15 protein-coding genes and 2 pseudogenes are annotated in these 16,915 nt (G+C 59.8%); 7 read left to right on the top strand and 10 right to left on the bottom strand.

Annotated elements, in window-relative coordinates:
- Positions 1-86: 86 nt before the first annotated feature.
- The 3 genes from KGB03_RS30145 to gnd are packed head-to-tail and all read right to left on the bottom strand — an operon-like array spanning position 87 to position 3,405.
- The gene (locus KGB03_RS30145; protein ID WP_223530801.1) at positions 87-908 is read right to left on the bottom strand and encodes an HAD family hydrolase; all 822 of its coding nucleotides are present in this window, start codon (positions 906-908) and stop codon (positions 87-89) included.
- Positions 905-2,428: a glucose-6-phosphate dehydrogenase gene (gene zwf, locus KGB03_RS30140; protein WP_218535228.1), complete on the bottom strand. Its 1,524-nt coding sequence runs from the start codon at positions 2,426-2,428 to the stop codon at positions 905-907. Before zwf ends, KGB03_RS30145 begins: the two co-directional genes overlap by 4 nt.
- The gene (gnd, locus tag KGB03_RS30135) at positions 2,425-3,405 is read right to left on the bottom strand and encodes a phosphogluconate dehydrogenase (NAD(+)-dependent, decarboxylating) (protein WP_111450049.1); all 981 of its coding nucleotides are present in this window, start codon (positions 3,403-3,405) and stop codon (positions 2,425-2,427) included. Before gnd ends, zwf begins: the two co-directional genes overlap by 4 nt.
- 272 nt (positions 3,406-3,677) lie before the next feature.
- On the opposite strand from gnd, the gene KGB03_RS30130 reads away from it, so the two are divergent.
- The 3 genes and pseudogenes from KGB03_RS30130 (at position 3,678) to KGB03_RS30120 (ending at position 6,562) form a co-directional block, all read left to right on the top strand.
- The gene (locus KGB03_RS30130) at positions 3,678-3,860 is read left to right on the top strand and encodes a DUF6026 family protein (protein ID WP_008149922.1); all 183 of its coding nucleotides are present in this window, start codon (positions 3,678-3,680) and stop codon (positions 3,858-3,860) included.
- A 177-nt stretch (positions 3,861-4,037) separates the two neighbouring features.
- Positions 4,038-6,275: pseudogene (locus KGB03_RS30125) on the top strand (TonB-dependent siderophore receptor).
- 96 nt (positions 6,276-6,371) lie between these two features.
- Positions 6,372-6,562 (top strand): annotated as a pseudogene (locus KGB03_RS30120) (hypothetical protein).
- Positions 6,563-6,610: 48 nt separating this feature from the next.
- Here KGB03_RS30120 and KGB03_RS30115 read toward each other — a convergent pair.
- The 5 genes from KGB03_RS30115 to KGB03_RS30095 form a co-directional block, all read right to left on the bottom strand.
- The gene (locus KGB03_RS30115) at positions 6,611-7,102 is read right to left on the bottom strand and encodes a GNAT family N-acetyltransferase (protein WP_223530799.1); all 492 of its coding nucleotides are present in this window, start codon (positions 7,100-7,102) and stop codon (positions 6,611-6,613) included.
- A gap of 113 nt (positions 7,103-7,215) precedes the next feature.
- Positions 7,216-7,797: a DinB family protein gene (locus tag KGB03_RS30110; protein WP_223530797.1), complete on the bottom strand. Its 582-nt coding sequence runs from the start codon at positions 7,795-7,797 to the stop codon at positions 7,216-7,218.
- Between the two features lie 16 nt (positions 7,798-7,813).
- Positions 7,814-8,932, bottom strand: coding sequence for a cell division protein ZapE (gene zapE, locus KGB03_RS30105; protein ID WP_223530795.1), 1,119 nt, complete (start codon positions 8,930-8,932; stop codon positions 7,814-7,816).
- 93 nt (positions 8,933-9,025) lie between these two features.
- Positions 9,026-9,367 carry a nuclear transport factor 2 family protein gene (locus KGB03_RS30100; protein ID WP_111450055.1) on the bottom strand — a complete coding sequence of 114 codons (342 nt, stop codon included), beginning with the start codon at positions 9,365-9,367 and terminating at the stop codon, positions 9,026-9,028.
- A 52-nt stretch (positions 9,368-9,419) separates the two neighbouring features.
- On the bottom strand, positions 9,420-10,136 hold the full coding sequence (locus KGB03_RS30095; RefSeq protein ID WP_223530793.1) for a helix-turn-helix transcriptional regulator: 717 nt from the start codon (positions 10,134-10,136) through the stop codon (positions 9,420-9,422).
- 203 nt (positions 10,137-10,339) lie between these two features.
- Between KGB03_RS30095 and KGB03_RS30090 the strand changes: the two genes are divergently transcribed.
- Positions 10,340-11,392 carry an aldo/keto reductase gene (locus KGB03_RS30090; RefSeq protein WP_223530791.1) on the top strand — a complete coding sequence of 351 codons (1,053 nt, stop codon included), beginning with the start codon at positions 10,340-10,342 and terminating at the stop codon, positions 11,390-11,392.
- Between the two features lie 116 nt (positions 11,393-11,508).
- Here the strand turns inward: KGB03_RS30090 and speB are convergent, their stop codons facing one another.
- Positions 11,509-12,468, bottom strand: coding sequence for an agmatinase (speB, locus tag KGB03_RS30085; RefSeq protein WP_192408383.1), 960 nt, complete (start codon positions 12,466-12,468; stop codon positions 11,509-11,511).
- Positions 12,469-12,489: 21 nt separating this feature from the next.
- Positions 12,490-13,581 carry a polyamine ABC transporter substrate-binding protein gene (locus tag KGB03_RS30080; protein WP_218535246.1) on the bottom strand — a complete coding sequence of 364 codons (1,092 nt, stop codon included), beginning with the start codon at positions 13,579-13,581 and terminating at the stop codon, positions 12,490-12,492.
- A gap of 102 nt (positions 13,582-13,683) precedes the next feature.
- Between KGB03_RS30080 and KGB03_RS30075 the strand changes: the two genes are divergently transcribed.
- From KGB03_RS30075 to KGB03_RS30065, 3 genes are all read left to right on the top strand, one after another.
- Positions 13,684-14,577, top strand: a complete 894-nt coding sequence (locus KGB03_RS30075) for a LysR family transcriptional regulator (protein ID WP_223530789.1) — start codon at positions 13,684-13,686, stop codon at positions 14,575-14,577.
- 208 nt (positions 14,578-14,785) lie between these two features.
- Positions 14,786-16,258 carry a nucleobase:cation symporter-2 family protein gene (locus tag KGB03_RS30070; protein ID WP_223530786.1) on the top strand — a complete coding sequence of 491 codons (1,473 nt, stop codon included), beginning with the start codon at positions 14,786-14,788 and terminating at the stop codon, positions 16,256-16,258.
- Between the two features lie 57 nt (positions 16,259-16,315).
- Positions 16,316-16,789, top strand: coding sequence for an LEA type 2 family protein (locus KGB03_RS30065; protein WP_223530784.1), 474 nt, complete (start codon positions 16,316-16,318; stop codon positions 16,787-16,789).
- Positions 16,790-16,915 lie beyond the last annotated feature (126 nt).

Genomic DNA, 16,915 nt, shown 5'->3' with positions numbered 1-16,915 from the left:
CGCGAAGGCGGTCTGACATTCAACATCTACGTTGTCTGACACACCGCCTTCGCGAGCAAGCCCGCTCCCACAGGGTTTTGCATGAGTTATCGAGGGAGGATGTAGCGCTCGATTGCCTGGGCCGCACCGTCCTCGGTGTTGGCGCCCGTCACCACGTCCGCCTGGCGCTTCACCGCCTCTTCCGACTGCCCCATCGCGATCGACAAGCCTGCGCGGTGAAACATCGCCGGGTCGTTGCCGCCATCGCCCAGCGCCGCGGTCTGCTCCAGCGGCACACCGAGGAATTCGGCCAGTGTCACCAGCGCCGCCCCCTTGTTGGCTTGCATCGCGGTCACGTCCAGATAAATCGGCTGTGAACGGGAGACCTGTGCCTGGCCTTCCACGTTGGGCAGCAGGAGCGCTTCCAGCTCAATCAACAATTGCGTGTTGTTGCTGGTGGCGACGATCTTGTCGATGCGCTCCAGGTACGGCTCAAAACTCTCGACCACCACTGGCGGATAACCCAGGCCGTGCTGTTCACGAGGCACCATTGGGCCGTTCGGATCTTTCAGCAACCAGTCGCCACCACTGAACACCCAGATTTCGATGTCCGGCCGGTCGGCAAACAGCGCCAATGCCGTCAGCGCAGCCGTCGCCGGCAGGTAATGTGCGACCAGCAAACTGCCGTCCGGATTGACGATGGTGCCGCCATTGAAGGCAGCCGTTGGCAAGTCGACGCCCAGGGCTTCGATCTGCTGCAACATGGCTTTGGGTGGACGGCCGGTGGCCAGGCTGAACAACACGCCCGCCTCTCGCAAGGAACGGACCGCTTCGATAGTGCGTTGGCTGAGACTGTGATCGGGCAACAACAAGGTGCCGTCCATGTCACTGAGCAGAAAACGGATGGGATGCGACGTTGTATCACTCATCCGAGGCCGTGCCAGACGCGACCATCGCGAGTCAGCAGATCTTCTGCAGCCTGTGGGCCGTCTTCGCCAGCGGCATAGCTCTGCACGCTCGTGTCCTGCTGCCAGGCGTCGAGGAACGGCTGTACGGCGCGCCAGCCATTCTCGATGTTGTCGGCGCGCTGGAACAGCGTCTGATCGCCGGTCAGGCAATCGTAGATCAGGGTTTCATAGCCGGTGGACGGCTGCATTTCAAAGAAATCCTTGTAGGCAAAGCCCAGTTCGATATTGGCCATTTTCAAGGCGGGACCGGGCCGTTTGGCCAGCAGGTCGAACCACATGCCTTCGTTGGGTTGAATCTGGATGCGCAGATAGGTCGGTTGCAGTTCATCGACCTCGGTATCGCGGAACTGTGCATACGGCGCTGGTTTGAAGCAGATGACAATCTCGGTATCGCGCACGCTCATGCGCTTGCCGGTGCGCAGGTAAAACGGCACGCCGACCCAGCGCCAGTTGTCGATCATGACTTTCAGCGCGACGTAGGTTTCGGTATTGCTGTCGGGCGCCACGTTGCTTTCCTGGCGATAACCCGGCATTGGCTTGCCGTCGATTTCGCCGGGCGCGTATTGGCCGCGTACCGAATTGACCAGCGCTTCCTCCACCGACCAGGGGCGAATCGCGCCGACCACCTTGGCTTTCTCGCCGCGCACCGCATCGGCGCCAAAGGCGGCCGGCGGCTCCATTGCGACCATCGCCAGCAACTGGAACAGGTGATTGGGCACCATGTCCCGCAAGGCGCCGGTGTGTTCATAGAAACTGCCACGGGTTTCCACGCCTACGGTTTCGGCGGCGGTGATTTGTACGTGGTCGATGTAGTGGTTGTTCCAGAACGCTTCGAACAGGCTGTTTGAAAACCGGCTGATCAAAATGTTCTGCACGGTCTCCTTGCCCAGATAGTGATCGATCCGGTAGATCTGGTTTTCCGTCATCACCTTGAGCAAACAAGCGTTCAAGGCTTCGGCCGTTGGCAGATCGGAACCGAAGGGTTTTTCAATCACTACCCTTCTGAACGCTTCCGGCGCCTCTTGCAGCAAGCCGGCGGCGCCGAGACGACGCACCACTTCGCTGAAGAAACGTGGCGCGGTGGCCAGGTAGAAGACGGCGTTGCCAGTGCCGCTGGCGGCGATTTTCGCCGCCAGGGCTTGATAGGTGCTGTCGTCCAGGAAGTCGCCCTGGACGTAGCTGATGCCTTTGGCCAACTTGGCCCACAAGTCCGGATCAAGGGCTTGATCGCCCTTGCCGACCTTGGCGGCCACTTCGGCCCGAATGAAGTCTTCGAGTTTTTTCGCAAAGGCTTCATCGGTGATGGCGTTATGGTCAACGCCGATGATCCGCAGTCCATCCCCAAGCAGACCGTCACGACTCAGGTTGTACAGCGCCGGCATCAGCAGACGCTTGACCAGGTCACCATGGGCACCGAACAGAAACAGCGTGGTCGGTGGTGCGGGTTCTGCCTTGGATTTATTGCGGATCAAACGGGTCATTTTTTCGAAGTCTCCACGTGGCCGCCGAAGCCGAAGCGCTGGGCCGAGAGAATCTTGTCGCCAAAGGTGCCTTGCCCGCGCGAACGGTAGCGGGAGAACAGCGAGTTCGACAGCACCGGCACAGGCACCGATTGCTCCATGGCGGCTTCGATGGTCCAGCGACCTTCACCACTGTCAGCGACCGACCCGGAGTAACCGTCGAGTTTCGGATCGCTGGCCAGCGCGTCGGCGGTCAGGTCGAGCAACCAGGACGACACGACGCTGCCACGACGCCAGACTTCGGCGATGTCGCCTACGTTCAGGTCGAAACGCTGGTCTTCCGGCAGGTTGGTGCTGGCCTTGGTCTTGAGGATGTCGAAGCCTTCGGCGAAGGCCTGCATCATTCCGTATTCGATGCCGTTGTGGATCATTTTCACGAAATGGCCCGAACCCGCCGGGCCTGCGTGGATATAACCGCGCTCGGCGCGATCGTCTTCGGACTTGCGGTCCTTGGTGCGAGGGATGTCGCCCAGCCCTGGTGCAAGGCTGTCGAACAGCGGATCAAGGCGTTTAACCACCTCGGCTTCGCCACCGATCATCATGCAGTAACCACGCTCCAGGCCCCAGACGCCGCCGGAGGTGCCGACGTCGACGTAGTGCAGGCCTTTCTCCGAGAGGGTTTTCGCCCGGCGGATGTCGTCTTTATAGAAGGTGTTGCCGCCGTCGATGATGGTATCGCCCGCTTCGAGCAAGGCGCTCAGGGTGTCGATGGTGTCTTCGGTCGGTGCGCCGGCTGGCAGCATGACCCACACCGCACGTGGCTTGGCCAGGCCAGCGACCAGCGCCGGCAGGTCGATGACGCCGGAGGCGCCTTCTGCGGCCAGGGTGTCGACAAAGGCGGTATTGCGGTCGTAAACAACGGTGGTATGCCCGTTGAGCATCAGGCGCCGCGCAATATTTCCGCCCATGCGGCCCAGTCCAATAATCCCGAGTTGCATGTTCTGATGCTCCCTACTACAAATAATGTGTGTCAAAGGTTATAGCCCAACGCGACTAATGAGGGTTAGTCCAGAGCGCTGGCACATAGTTTCCGGGCATTGTGCCCGATCCAGATTGATAACGTCGGTAATCGCGCCGAAGACACAACGACCATTAAAAATAAAAAAGTTCCCTTCCGGGGCAAAAGAAATCAAAATCGCAGCCGATAGTAAGTCAGCACCCGATGGCGGGGGCAGGTTTACAGTTGAGGCAGCCATTTGCGAGGTGAGCAATGGGCACAGTACAAGCAGCACGGCCAGCACAAACCCTTTACGTCACGATTCGTCGTGATGAATTGCGCCAGTTGAAAGACGAGCGTGACCAGTTGAAGCAGGAGCTCGCGCAATTGCGCTTGTTGACACAAAGCAATCAGGCCCAGCCTTTGCCCGTCACCCACCGTGTGCCTCACGCCTGATCCCCTCGCTTGATTCGGAAGCAGCCCACTGCTGTTTCCGACCTGCCATCCCCCCTTTTTGACAAAACCCGGCACTCGCGAAAGTAATAATTATTCTCGTTTGCAGCTAAATCCTGTCCCTCCCCTTCGTCTTTGAACAAACGGAAATTTTCCCTCGAAGACAAGGAGTCGGCCGCGATGTTCGCGCCTATCACCCGTTCCATGACTTTTACCCTGGGCCTGTGCAGTACCGCCCTGTGCCCCGACTTGCTGGCCGAAATCAGCCCTGATCAAGAACCCGGCCGCACCCTCGAGCTGGGCGCCACCCATGTCACCGCCCAAGGTTTGGGCAGCACTACCGAAAACACCGAGTCGTACACCACGGGCGCCATGAGCACGGCGACGCGCTTGAACCTGTCGATCAAGGAAACGCCGCAATCGGTGTCCGTGGTCACGCGCCAGCAAATGGACGATTTCAAACTCGGCACGCTGTCCGAAGCCATGAGCCAGACCACCGGCGTGGTGGTTCAGCACAACGATTCGGACCGGGTCAGCTATTCGTCCCGGGGATACTCGATCACCAATTTCCAGATCGATGGCATGCTGAACACCTTCAGCTACATGAAGTCCGATTCCGACACCATTATCTACGACCGTATCGAAGTTGTTCGCGGTGCCACCGGCCTGACCACTGGCGCGGGCGACCCTTCCGCCACCATCAACATGGTGCGTAAACGGCCGACGTCGCAGTGGCAAGTCCAGACCGGGGTCAGCGGCGGCAGTTATGACGACTACTACAGTTACCTGGATGTCGGCGGTCCGCTGGCGTTCGACGGCCGCTTGCGCGGACGCAGCGTGCTGGCCTATCGCGACAGCGATTCGTTCCGCGACAAGTACCAGCAACAACGGGAGGTCGGTTACGGGATTCTCGAAGCCGACCTGACCGATGACACCGTGTTGGCCGTGGGTTACGACTATCAGAACAAACATGTCCACGGCACGTCCTGGGGCACGGTGCCGTACTGGAACGCTGACGGTGGCAAGGCCAACCTCGGACGCTCGACCAACATGGCCACTTCCTGGAGTTCCTGGCCGCTCAAGGACAAAACCGCGTTCGCCACGCTGGAACACCAATTGGGTGCCGGGTGGCAGGCCAAGGCCGCCTACACCCATCGCGAGAGCGACACCGACGGCAAGATCTACTACGGCGGCGCAGGCTTCCCTGAAGCTGATCGCAGTGGCATGAGCGCCAACGTCAGCCACATGCTCAGTACGCAAAAAATGAAGGCTTATGACTTCAACGTGGCGGGCCCTTACTCGCTGTTCGGACGGGAACACGAAATGATGATCGGCTACGGCGAGGCCGAGCGCCGGGAAGATTCCCCCCATATGGTGGACGGCCCCAGGGCGGCGGATTACGAAAACATCCGCGACTGGAAATACATGGGCGACATCGCCAGGTTTCCCGACACGGTCACCCGCCTTTCAGGTTCAAAAGACAGCACCCGCCAGAAGGCCGGTTACCTGGCCACTCGCCTGAGCCTGACGGATGACCTGCACGCCGTACTCGGCAGTCGTTATGGGAGCTGGAAGGTGTCGAGCAAGACCAACAAGTACGACAACAACCTGCAACTGAGCAGCGTCGATGCCACAAGCCAGGAACACAACGACATGTGGACGCCCTACGCCGGGCTCCTCTACGACCTCACCCCCGAATACACCGCGTACGTCAGCTACACCGACATCTTCAAGCCGTAAGACAACCGCGACAGCCATCGCAAATACCTCGAGCCGGTGGTGGGCAGCAACTATGAACTGGGGCTCAAGGGCAGCTTGCTGGAAGAACGCCTCAACCTGGCGACCGCGCTGTTCTGGAGCAAACAGGACAACGTTGCCGAACTCGACGATTCGGTGCCACCGGACCCGGTCACCGGTGAGGAGTTCTTCAAGTCAGGCGGTAAAGGCAACAAGGTTCAGGGCTTCGAAGCCGAGGTCTCGGGCGAGGTCATGGCCGGCTGGAACATGACGGCCGGCTACACCTACACCCACGCGGCCAATGGCGAAAAGAAACGCGCCAATACCAACCAGCCGTTGAATATGTTCCGGCTCTCCACGGCCTATCGTCTGCCCGGCGACTGGCAGGCCCTGACCGTGGGTGGCGCAGTGAACTGGCAAAGCGATGTGTTCCGCGTCGCCAATCGCCCAGTGGGACGTGATGCCAACGGTGCGTTGATCACCGAAAGTACCAACATCCGCCAAGAGGCTTACACCGTGGTCAAGCTGATGTCGCGGTATGAGTTCGACAAGCACCTGTCCGCCTCGCTGAACGTCGATAACCTGTTCGACAAGAAGTATTACGACAACGTCGGGTTCTATAACGGTGTGTTTTGGGGGGACCCACGCACGGTGACCCTGAGCCTGGACTGGAAGCGCTAGGCGCAGGTCATTCCCATTTGACGGAATCGGCGGATAATGTCTTTTCGACATTGCTTCATGGACGAAAGGACCCGACAACTCGTAGTGGGGCACACCATGAAACGTACAACCATGATCCTCGCCTCAGTTCAACCGCTGCATTCGCCGAAGGTGGCGCTGAACGCATGCGGTACTACTTTGAGAGCCTGCGGCTCAGCCAAGCGGCGAATCAAAGTCACGCCAGCACCGCTGAACTCAGGGTTCCGAGTGATCAAACCGCGCAAGTGACAGAGCACTACAAACCGTAACGACAAAGGGCGTCCTGATGGACGCCCTTTTTCATTGCTCGTATGACCTTAAAGCGCCTTGGTCCAGAACAGCATCCGACCGTGCGCCGGGTCGAACATGCCTGCAGCAAAACCGAACTTGCCATAGGAAGCCTGGGCGATTGCATTACCTTCCAGTACCTCTAGCGTGATTTTGCAGCAGCCGCGCTGGCGAGCGATGTCCTCGACCTTTTGCAGCATCTTCTGGCTCAACCCCAAGCCGCGAAACTTCTTCACCACCGCCACATCGTGCACATTGACCAACGGCCGACAGGCGAAAGTCGAGAAACCTTCAAAGCAATTGACCAACCCGGCCGGCTCGCCACCGACAAACGCCAGAACGCTGAACGCGTGGGGACGCTTGGCCAGTTCCGCCGGCAGTTGCTTCAATAAGTCGGCGGGCAACGAGTGGCCGCCACCCATCGGGTCTTCGGCGTAAGCATTCAACACCAGCCCAATCGCCTCGGCATTCACCGGATTGGTGTAACTGGCCTGAAGCACAAGAATTTCTGCGGATTCCATTTCCACCCTCGTTCACACATTAAGTTGCCCCAGTGCATCTCGCACTGAAAGGCCGCCCGACAATATCGCGAGCACAGTCGTGTCGACAACCGGGTCCTGATGTAATTTTTTGCTCAAGCGCCCCAGATCAGCGCCTCGGTCCACCCCAGCTCGGCAAAATCCTCGGCCCTCAGGCCTGACTCGCCAGCACAGAAAAACTCGTCCAGTTGCGGTGGTTTGACCGAGGTGCCGCTGAGCATGGCGTGAACCTGCCCGCGATGATGAATCTGGTGCTCGAACAAATGGGACAGCAGGCGCAAGCGGCTGTCATGTTGCGGCGTGTCCCGGGCGATGGTCACGATCTTCCCCAGGTCTGCATCGCGCATTTGTTCGCAGTAGGCGATCAGTCGACGGTCCACCAGCGCTTGTTCGCGCTTGAGGTCTACCGCTTGTGTAAACGGTTCATCCAGGTTGAAAAACACGTAGCACTCGGGATGCGGGTCATCGCCGCGCAACTCACGCTCCAGCGCATCCACGTAAAACCAGTCGCAGGTCAGGATGTGATTGAGGGTCGCGCGCAGACTGGGAAAGAAGCTGACCCGCGGTGCCGCCAGATCGGTCGGGCTCAACTGGCTCCAGGCCTTGGCGAGGCGATGATTGGCCCAGGCGTTTTGATAGGCCATGGTCAGCAAATGGTGCGACAGAGGCTGATTCATGTTCGCGGCTCCTTGTTCAAGCTTCGGCGAAACGTTGCAGCTGCATTTCCTGTAAACGGCTGAGGGTGCGGCGGAACGGAAACTCCAGATAACCCTCGGTGTACAACGATTCCATGGGCACCTGCGCTTCGAGGCACAGCGGCACTTTGCGGTCGTAGCACTCGTCCACCAGGGCGATGAAACGCCGTACACCGTCGTCATGCACCGACAATTGCGGCAGCTCGCGATCGCCCGCCACCACCCGCTCGACGCCGTCTTCAGTGCCTCGGGCGATGCGCCCTTCACGCTTTTGCGCGCTGAGGTTGGGCACGTCACTCAACAGAATAGCGCTGAAGGTGTCGCACAGGGCGATGAAATCCATGGCGGCAAACGGCTGTTCACAGAGATCGGCGTAACGAGTCCAGAGTACGGTTGGACTGGCCTGCACGACATTGAGTAAGCGGTAGCCCACCTTGATCGGGGCACTCGACACCGATTGGCCGACGCTAAGTGCCTTGAACACTTCACCCAGCGCGCTGGGTTGCCCCGGTGCCGCCACCCAGTAACGTTGCAAACCTTTGCCTGGGTGCAGGCGATGATCTTCGCCGCCATCCACCGCAATCACCTGCATATGTTTCTTGATGGCCTCGATGGCGGGCACGAACCGGTCGCGGTTGAAGCCATCGGCGTACAGCTGGTCCGGTGGCTGATTGGAGGTGCAGACCACCACCACGCCCTGCTCGAACATCACCTGAAACAAACGCCCGAGAATGATCGCGTCGCCAATGTCGTTGACGAACAATTCGTCAAAGCACAGGACCCGCACTTGCTCGCTCAGTTCGCGAGCCAGCGCCTTCAACGGGTCGGCGGTGCCGGTCAGTTGAAACGAACGCTGATGCACCCAGCCCATAAAGTGGTGGAAATGTTGGCGGCGGGCCGGGACCTTCAGGCTTTGATAAAACTGGTCCATCAACCAGGTCTTGCCGCGCCCGACCGGGCCCCAGAGGTACACGCCAGTGATCGGCGTGCGCCCTTCATGCAGCGCCTCATAGCACTTCTGCAGCGCCCACACGGCATGTTCCTGGGCTTCGTCCTGGACGAAGCCCTTCTGTTCGATGGCCTGTTGCCAGGCGCTTAAGGGGGAGTCGACATTCATGCGCGGCAGTATACGTCCATGTAGCAGTGCGTTGTGGCGAGGGGATAAATCCCCTCGCCACAACGCAGCAGCTACAGGGGATCTCGCTGTCGGTTAGAGGGAGATGTCTAGCCGGGCGATCTTGCCCTGTTCATTCAGGCGGAACATGTAGCGCAATTCCAGAGGGCTGCCGGGAAACGTTCCGGAGATCAGGTTATGCACCAGCACCTTGCCGGTGCGCAGTTGCACGTCGAGCACTTCAACCCGTGGCTGGTAACGCTGGGCGGTGTCTTGCATCCATTGCGCGATGGCCTGGGTGCCGACCTGGTGCTGGCCTTCATCGAACACGTTGGCATCCTCAGCGAAAAAACTGGCCACCCGTGAGGTGTCGCGGGCATTGGCGGCTGCAATGTAGGCGGCGATGGCGGGTGCCAGTGAAGAGGCGATATTGGACATGGTTACGGCTCCTTGTTTGTTGATTCTGGAGCCATGCTAAAACAAGCCTGTGTCAGTTCTTGTCAGGAGTGAAGCGCCCTGCTTCGTCCAGTTGCATCTGTGTGCGCCAGGTGCGCAACAGGTCGCTGCGCCGCCCCGGATAACGCTCGCCCTGCTCGTTCGCTGCCGAGATCCGGTCGGTGCGAAAGGTGCGATAGGCGCAGCGTAATTCACACCAGGCGACGATGATCCGCACCTCGTTCAGAAACCCCAGGGCCAGCGGCCAGATCAGCCGCTGACTCGGCACCTGGTTGGCGTCCGCGTAATCAATGTGCAGCTTGGCCTGATCGCGGATGGCCTGGCGAAAAACATTCAGTGGCACGGTGTTGGGCGCAAAGCCATAGCCGGGCGGTCCCGGCAACACCGTCGGGTTGTGTAACGCGTCCAGTGCTTCAGGCGCCAATACCGCCGCGATCTTGGCCAGCGCATCCGCCGCAGCCTTGCTCAACACCTCATCCCCACGCTGATCCACATAACGCAACCCCAGCACGATGGCTTCGGTTTCATCGGCGTTGAGCATCAACGGCGGCAGAAACAAACCGCTGCGCAACACGTAACCGATCCCCGCTTCGCCATAGATTGGCGCGCCAAGGGCGGTGAGTTCGGCGATGTCGCGGTACAGCGTGCGTTCGGAAATCTCCAATTCGCCGGCAAGTGTCGCCGCAGTCACCGGACGACTTTTGCCACGCAGCACTTGCAACAGGGTCAGTAAACGAGTGGTACGCGACACGATCGGCAGGCTCTGTCCGTAAAAGTTGTCGGAGCTTAGCAGAGGACCCTGTCAGAAAGTGGCAGTAGCAATGAGGCCGGTGGTCGGCCTTTCTCTTGTGAATGTAAAAGCGCCTTGACGGTAAATATTACTCGCATCATATTAAATACATGTCGACAGACATTTATATTCGACCCCACGTCTTTTCCTTCAGGAGTCATCCCATGCATTACAAAGTCTTCGGCCGTAAAACCGGCTTGCGGGTCTCGGAACTGGCGCTGGGCGCCGGCAATTTCGGCACCGGTTGGGGTCACGGCGCCGAGCGCGACGAAGCCAAACGCATCTTTGATGGCTACCTGGAGGCCGGCGGCAATTTCATCGACACCGCCAACGGCTATCAGGCGGGCCAGTCGGAAACCATGCTCGGCGAGTTCATTGCAGCGGAACGGGATCGCCTGGTCATCGCCACCAAATACACCCTGGGGACCACGCCGGCTGCGGGCATTTCCCACACCGGCAACAACCGCAAGAACATGATTCGCGCCGTGGAAGAAAGCCTGAAACGACTCAACACCGACCACATCGACCTGTTCTGGGCCCACATGAGCGATGGCGTGACGCCCATGGAAGAAATCCTGCGCGGTTTCGACGATCTGGTGCGCGCCGGCAAGATTCATTACGCCGGGCTGTCGAACTTCCCGGCGTGGCGTATCGCCCGGGCCGATTTGCTGGCCGAGATTCGCGGGTTCTCGCCGATCGCGGCGATTCAGGTGGAATACAGCCTCGCCGAACGCACCGCCGAACGTGAACAACTGCCGATGGCCGAAGCCTTGGGCCTGGCCACTACGTTATGGTCACCGTTGGGTGGCGGGTTCCTCACCGGCAAGTACCGCACCAACGATGGCGACAACCGCGCCGCCAAACTCGGCATGCTGATCCACGCAGAGAAAAGCGCCCGTGAAACCGCCCTCCTCGACACTTTGCTAGCCGTCGCAGCAGAACTGGGCGCCAGCCCCACGCACGTGGCCATTGCCTGGCTGCGGGAAAAAGCCAAGCGTTCGACTACGGCGCTGATTCCGATTCTCGGCTCGCGCACCCGTGAACAATTGGATGCGACGCTGGGGGCGTTGAATGTGCAATTGAGTGCTGAACAGTTGTCGCGGCTTGATGGGGTCAGTGGTGTGGCGATGGGCGTGCCCCATGAATCCATTGCCGGGTCGATGGCGCGATTTACCGGGACGGAAACACTGGACCTGCCGAACATTCCAGTGGCCTGACACAGTTCAAAATGTGGGAGCGGGCTTGCTCGCGAAAGCGGTGTGTCAGTTGATATAAATATTGGCTGACACGGCCCCTTCGCGAGCAAGCCCGCTCCCACATTTTGCTTTGTGTATTACCTGTCGACTTTGTGTTTAGCCGCATACAAACACAGCATTTCCATCGCCAACGTCGCCGCCGCCAGTGAGGTAATGTCCGCACTGTCGTAGGCCGGCGCCACTTCCACGACGTCCATTCCCACCAGATTGATCCCGCGCAAGCCACCCAGGATCTCCAGCGCCTGCACCGTGCTCAGGCCACCGCACACCGGCGTTCCGGTGCCTGGAGCGAAAGCCGGATCAAGGCAATCAATGTCGAACGTCAGGTACACCGGGTGATCACCGACCCGCGCCCGAATGGCCTCGACAATCGCATCAACACCGCGTCGATGCACTTGCCGCGCATCCAGCACTTGAAAGCCCTGGTGATCGTCATTGGTGGTGCGCAAACCGATCTGCACCGAACGCGAAGGATCCACCAACCCTTCCTTGGCCGCGTGCCAGAACATCGTGCCGTGATCGACGCGTTTGCCGTCTTCGTCCGGCCAGGTGTCGCTGTGGGCGTCGAAGTGGATCAACGACAGCGGACCATGTTTACGCGCATGGGCCTTGAGCAGCGGATACGTGATGAAGTGATCCCCGCCGAACGTCAGCATCGCGCTACCGGCGTTGAGAATGTGTTCGGCATGGGCTTCGATGCTTTCCGGCACCGACTGCGGTGTGCCGTAATCGAAATCGCAATCGCCGTAGTCGATGACTGCCAGATGATCGAACGGGTCGAAGGCCCATGGCCAATGGCGTTCCCAGGCAATTCCGGTGGACGCGGCACGAATGCCCCGTGGTCCGAAACGCGCACCGGGGCGGTTGCTGGTGGCGGTGTCGAACGGGACACCGCTGACCGCTACGTCGACGCCGCGCAAGTCGCGACTGTAGCGACGACGCATGAAACTGGTGATACCGGCGTAGGTACTTTCGGCGGCAGTGCCGTAGAGGCTGTCGCGGGTCATGGCCTGATCGTTTTGCATCGGGACGTCCATCAGGTGCTCCTTGTTATTGGCTTATTGGCGGCTACGGAAAGTGGTCCACAAGCGAGTGCGTTGGCGCAGGTCCTTGAGGCTCATGCTGCGGTCGGCGTACAGCAAACCGCGAACGTCGGCGGGTGGGTAAATGTCCGGGTCGGTGCGCACCGACTCATCCACCAGCGGCGTTGCAGCCTGGTTGGCCGTGGCAAAGAACAGTGTGTTGGTCAGCGCCGCGACGGAGTCCGGGCGCAACATGAACTCGATAAAGGCGCGGGCCGCTTCGGGGTGAGGAGCGTCCTTGGGGATCGCCAGGTTGTCCTGCCAGACCAGCGTGCCCTCTTTCGGAATCCGGTACGCCACTTCGAACGGCTTGTTGGCCTTGCGTGCCTGATCGGCGGCCATGCTGGCGTCACCGTTGTAGGTCAACGCCAGGCATACACTGCCGTTGGCCAGATCGCTGATCTGCCGACCGGTCGCGACGTACAGCACATTGGGTTGCAGCTGATGCAACAACGCATCGGCAGCTGACAGATCAGCCTTGTCGGTGCTGTAGGGATTTTTACCCAGGTAATGCAGCGCCAGTCCGACTACTTCCTGGGGCGAATCGAGAATGGCAATGCCGCAGTCCTTCAATTTGCTGGCGTACTCAGGCTTGAACAGCAAATCGAGGCTATTGAGCGGCACATTCGGCAAGCGCTGTTTCACCGCTTCGACATTCATCCCCAGGCCCAGGGTGCCCCAGGTGTAGGGCACGCCATAGCGGTTGCCGGGGTCGACGGCGGCGAGTTTTTCCAGCAAATCCGGATCGAGGTTGGCGTAACCCTTGAGGCTTTCGTGGGGAATCTCTTTCAACGCACCGGCGGCCAAGCCACGGGCCAGCACACTGGACGACGGCACGACCACGTCATAACCGCTGCCCCCGGTGAGCAACTTGGTTTCGAGCACCTCCGAGGAATCGAAGGTGTCGTAGCGCACGTGGATGCCGGTTTCCTGCTCGAACCGCTGCAAGGTTTCAGGCGCTACGTAATCGGACCAACTGTAGAGATTCAGGACTTTTTCCTCGGCCTGGGCTGATACGGCCATGGCGAGGAACAGCGCGGGTAAACACAGCTTGAACGTGGGAGCCATGACAGAACACCTGAGCAGATGAAGTGGATGCAGAATGCGTCGTCGGATACATTGCAAAAATACCAAGTTAGTTATCCTGACTTTATCCAGGAGTAATGTTTGATGCTCAGCCAGCTCCACGATCTCGATCTGCAACTGCTTCGCCTGTTCGTCAACGTGGTGGAGTGCGGCGGTTTCAGCGCGGCTCAGGGGGAGTTGGGCTTGAGCCAGTCGAGCATCAGCCAGCAAATGGCCAAACTGGAAACCCGACTCGGCTATCGTCTGTGCAGTCGCGGCAAGGGTGGTTTCAAGATCACGCCCAAGGGCGAACAACTGCTGAGTGCGACTCGCAGCCTGTTCGAGTCCATCGAAGCCTTCCGTCATCAATCCAATGGTGTGGCCGGGCGCTTGATTGGCGAGGTTCGTTTGGGGCTCTCCGAAGCGCTCGATCAATCCGTGTTGCAACGGGTGGCCGATGCGATTCGGCGCTTTCGTGAACGGGACGAATCAGTCCGCATCGAATTGATCAGCGCCATGCCCGGCGAAATGGAACGGTTGCTGCTGCAACAACGACTGGACCTGGCGATCGGCTATTTCTCTCAAGTGCAAAGCGCTTTTGACTACCGCGAACTGTTTACCGAAACCCAGCACCTGTATTGCGCCGCCGGCCATCCGTTGTTCACCCATGATGCGCCTGACGATCAAGCGCTACAGGCTTGCGATCGGGTCGATCACCCTTACCGCTTCCTGCGCAGCGACGAGCCCTTCCAGGGGAAGAGGTGTTCGGCGCGCTCGGAGCAAGTCGAAGGCACCCTCGCCTTCATTCTCTCTGGCAAGCATGTCGGTTATTTACCCGAACACTTTGCCCGCAGCTGGGAAGACAAAGGATTGCTGAGCGCCGTGCGCCGTGACGATATGAGTTTCGACGTGGCGTTTCATCTGGCCCGCCATCGCGCCCAGGTGCCGGGGGATGCACAGAAAGCCTTTGAAGAAGATCTACTGGCCGCGTTCGCTTGAATACAGCGACGATCCTGTGGGAGCGGGCTTGCTCGCGAAGGGGCCGGCATATCCAACATTGATATCGACTGATACGCCGCCTTCGCGAGCAAGCCCGCGACCACAGGATCGTGCTGGGTATGTGGCTCATCGCTCGCCACAAAATAGTCTTTCTGGCATCCTGCGCCTCCATTTTTGACCCGGCCCGCCTTCTGGCATGCACACCACCATGACCGCCTCTGAAAAAGCCCCTGCCCCGCGCAATAACGACCTGATCTACGGCCTCGACGATCGCCCGCACCTGACCGCCACCGTCTTCGCCGCCCTGCAACACGTGCTCGCCAGTTTCGTCGGCATCATCACCCCGACCCTGATCATGGGTGGCGCCCTCGGCCTGCAAAGCGAAGTGCCATACCTGATCAGCATGGCGCTGTTCGTCTCGGGGCTGGGCACGTTTGTTCAGGCACGACGTTTCGGCCCGATCGGTTCCGGCCTGCTGTGTCTGCAAGGCACCAGCTTCTCATTCATCAGCGTGATTCTCAGTGCCGGTTTCATGGTCAAGGCCCGGGGTGGCGGCACCGATGAGATCCTGTCGACCATCTTCGGTGTGTGCTTTTTCGCTGCCTTCATCGAAGTGGTGTTGAGCCAGTTCATCGGTAAATTACGGATGCTGATCACCCCGGTGGTGACCGGCACGATCATCACGCTGATGGGCCTGTCGCTGATCAAAGTCGCCATGACCGACATCGCCGGCGGCTTCGGTGCGGCGGACCTCGGCGCGGCCAGTCACCTGGCCCTGGCGGCCCTGGTACTCGGAACGATTGTGGTGTTGAACCGGGTCGATGTGCCGTTCCTGCGCCTCGGTGCGATTGTCATCGGCCTGACCCTCGGCTATCTCGTGGCCTGGCTGATGGGTGACGTCAATTTCGCCAGCCTGCCCGAAGTCCCCCTGATGAGCGTGCCGGTGCCGTTCAAGTACGGCTTTAACTTCGATTGGGTGGCGTTTGTGCCAGTGGCGGTGATTTTCCTGGTGTCGCCGCTGGAAGCCGCCGGTGACTTGACCGCCAACTCGATGATTTCCCGGCAGCCCGTCAAAGGCCCGATCTACATCCGCCGAATCAAGTCCGGCCTGCTCGCCGACGGCCTCAACTCGGCCATGGCCGCCGTGTTCAACAGCATGCCGATGGTGACCTTCGCCCAGAACAACGGCGTGATTCAGCTCACCGGCGTGGCCAGCCGCTACGTGGCGTTCTTCATTGCCGGTTTGTTGGTGGTGCTGGGGTTGTTCCCGATGATCGGCGCGGTGCTGCAACTGATGCCCAAACCGGTACTCGGTGGCGCTGAACTGGTGATGTTCGGCACCGTCGCCGTCGCCGGGATCAAGATCCTCGCCGAAGCCGGCCTGCATCGACGCAACATGCTGATCGTGTCGATTTCCCTCGGCATGGGCCTGGGTGTCGCGGCGGTGCCGGAAGTGCTGCGCGAGTTGCCGAAGGCGCTGCACAACATCTTCGAATCGCCGATCACCGTCGGCGCTTTGTGCGCAATCGTGCTGAATATCTTCCTGCCCGAGGAATTCATCGAGCTGGAAGAAGATGACTTCGATCCGGAAGCCTCGATCCTGCGGGTCATGGAAAACCCGGATGTCCCGGCCAAGGGTGAACCCGTCTCGCCTGCCGCTGTCGCACCCTTGAACCGCTAGAAAATGCTCGAGGCCGAGCCACTGGTGGTTTGGCCTTTTCTTTAAGAGAGCACGTTCATGCGCAGTGTCCACGCCGTTGTCCTTTTCCTGTTTTTGCTCTCCCTGAGCGCCTGCGCCCTGCTGCCCAATCGCGACCCGCTGAACATCAACGTGGTCGGCTTCGAGCCGTTGCAAAGCCAGGACATGGAAGTACGCTTTGCCGTGAAAATACGCGTGCAAAATCCCAACGAGACCACCATCAATTACAACGGCGTCGCCCTGGACCTGGAAGTCAACGGCCAGCCACTCGCCTCCGGCGTCAGCGATCAATCGGGCTCGATTGCACGTTTTTCCGAAACCGTGCTGACCGTTCCGGTGAGTGTTTCGGCGTTCTCCGTGCTGCGCCAGACCCTGGGTCTGAGCAAAACCCAAACCCTCGACAACCTGCCCTACGTCCTGCACGGCAAACTCGCGGGCGGCGTGTTCGGCACCCTGCGTTTCGTGGACACTGGAAAACTCAGCCTGCCAACGTCGACGACCGGCACCTGGTAAATCACGACTCAAGGAGCGAACTCTATTCATGAACACAACAGGTGTGGACGCCACAAATCAAATGTGGGAGCGGGCTTGCTCGCGAAGAGGCCGGCACATCCAGCATAGATGTTGAATGTTATGGCC

Origin of the sequence: Pseudomonas sp. BF-B-26 (genome assembly GCF_019956495.1) — a bacterium.
GTDB lineage: Bacteria > Pseudomonadota > Gammaproteobacteria > Pseudomonadales > Pseudomonadaceae > Aquipseudomonas.
This window is presented reverse-complemented; position numbering and strand designations above follow the sequence as displayed.

Excerpts from the sequence above, each read along its gene's own strand:
- KGB03_RS30145 (WP_223530801.1), bottom strand. The coding sequence starts at position 908 with ATGAGTGATACAACGTCGCATCCCATCCGTTTTCTGCTCAGTGACATG.
- zwf (WP_218535228.1), bottom strand. The coding sequence starts at position 2,428 with ATGACCCGTTTGATCCGCAATAAATCCAAGGCAGAACCCGCACCACCG.
- gnd (WP_111450049.1), bottom strand. The coding sequence starts at position 3,405 with ATGCAACTCGGGATTATTGGACTGGGCCGCATGGGCGGAAATATTGCG.
- KGB03_RS30130 (WP_008149922.1), top strand. The coding sequence starts at position 3,678 with ATGGGCACAGTACAAGCAGCACGGCCAGCACAAACCCTTTACGTCACG.
- KGB03_RS30115 (WP_223530799.1), bottom strand. The coding sequence starts at position 7,102 with ATGGAATCCGCAGAAATTCTTGTGCTTCAGGCCAGTTACACCAATCCG.
- KGB03_RS30110 (WP_223530797.1), bottom strand. The coding sequence starts at position 7,797 with ATGAATCAGCCTCTGTCGCACCATTTGCTGACCATGGCCTATCAAAAC.
- zapE (WP_223530795.1), bottom strand. The coding sequence starts at position 8,932 with ATGAATGTCGACTCCCCCTTAAGCGCCTGGCAACAGGCCATCGAACAG.
- KGB03_RS30100 (WP_111450055.1), bottom strand. The coding sequence starts at position 9,367 with ATGTCCAATATCGCCTCTTCACTGGCACCCGCCATCGCCGCCTACATT.
- KGB03_RS30090 (WP_223530791.1), top strand. The coding sequence starts at position 10,340 with ATGCATTACAAAGTCTTCGGCCGTAAAACCGGCTTGCGGGTCTCGGAA.
- speB (WP_192408383.1), bottom strand. The coding sequence starts at position 12,468 with ATGGACGTCCCGATGCAAAACGATCAGGCCATGACCCGCGACAGCCTC.
- KGB03_RS30080 (WP_218535246.1), bottom strand. The coding sequence starts at position 13,581 with ATGGCTCCCACGTTCAAGCTGTGTTTACCCGCGCTGTTCCTCGCCATG.
- KGB03_RS30075 (WP_223530789.1), top strand. The coding sequence starts at position 13,684 with ATGCTCAGCCAGCTCCACGATCTCGATCTGCAACTGCTTCGCCTGTTC.
- KGB03_RS30070 (WP_223530786.1), top strand. The coding sequence starts at position 14,786 with ATGACCGCCTCTGAAAAAGCCCCTGCCCCGCGCAATAACGACCTGATC.
- KGB03_RS30065 (WP_223530784.1), top strand. The coding sequence starts at position 16,316 with ATGCGCAGTGTCCACGCCGTTGTCCTTTTCCTGTTTTTGCTCTCCCTG.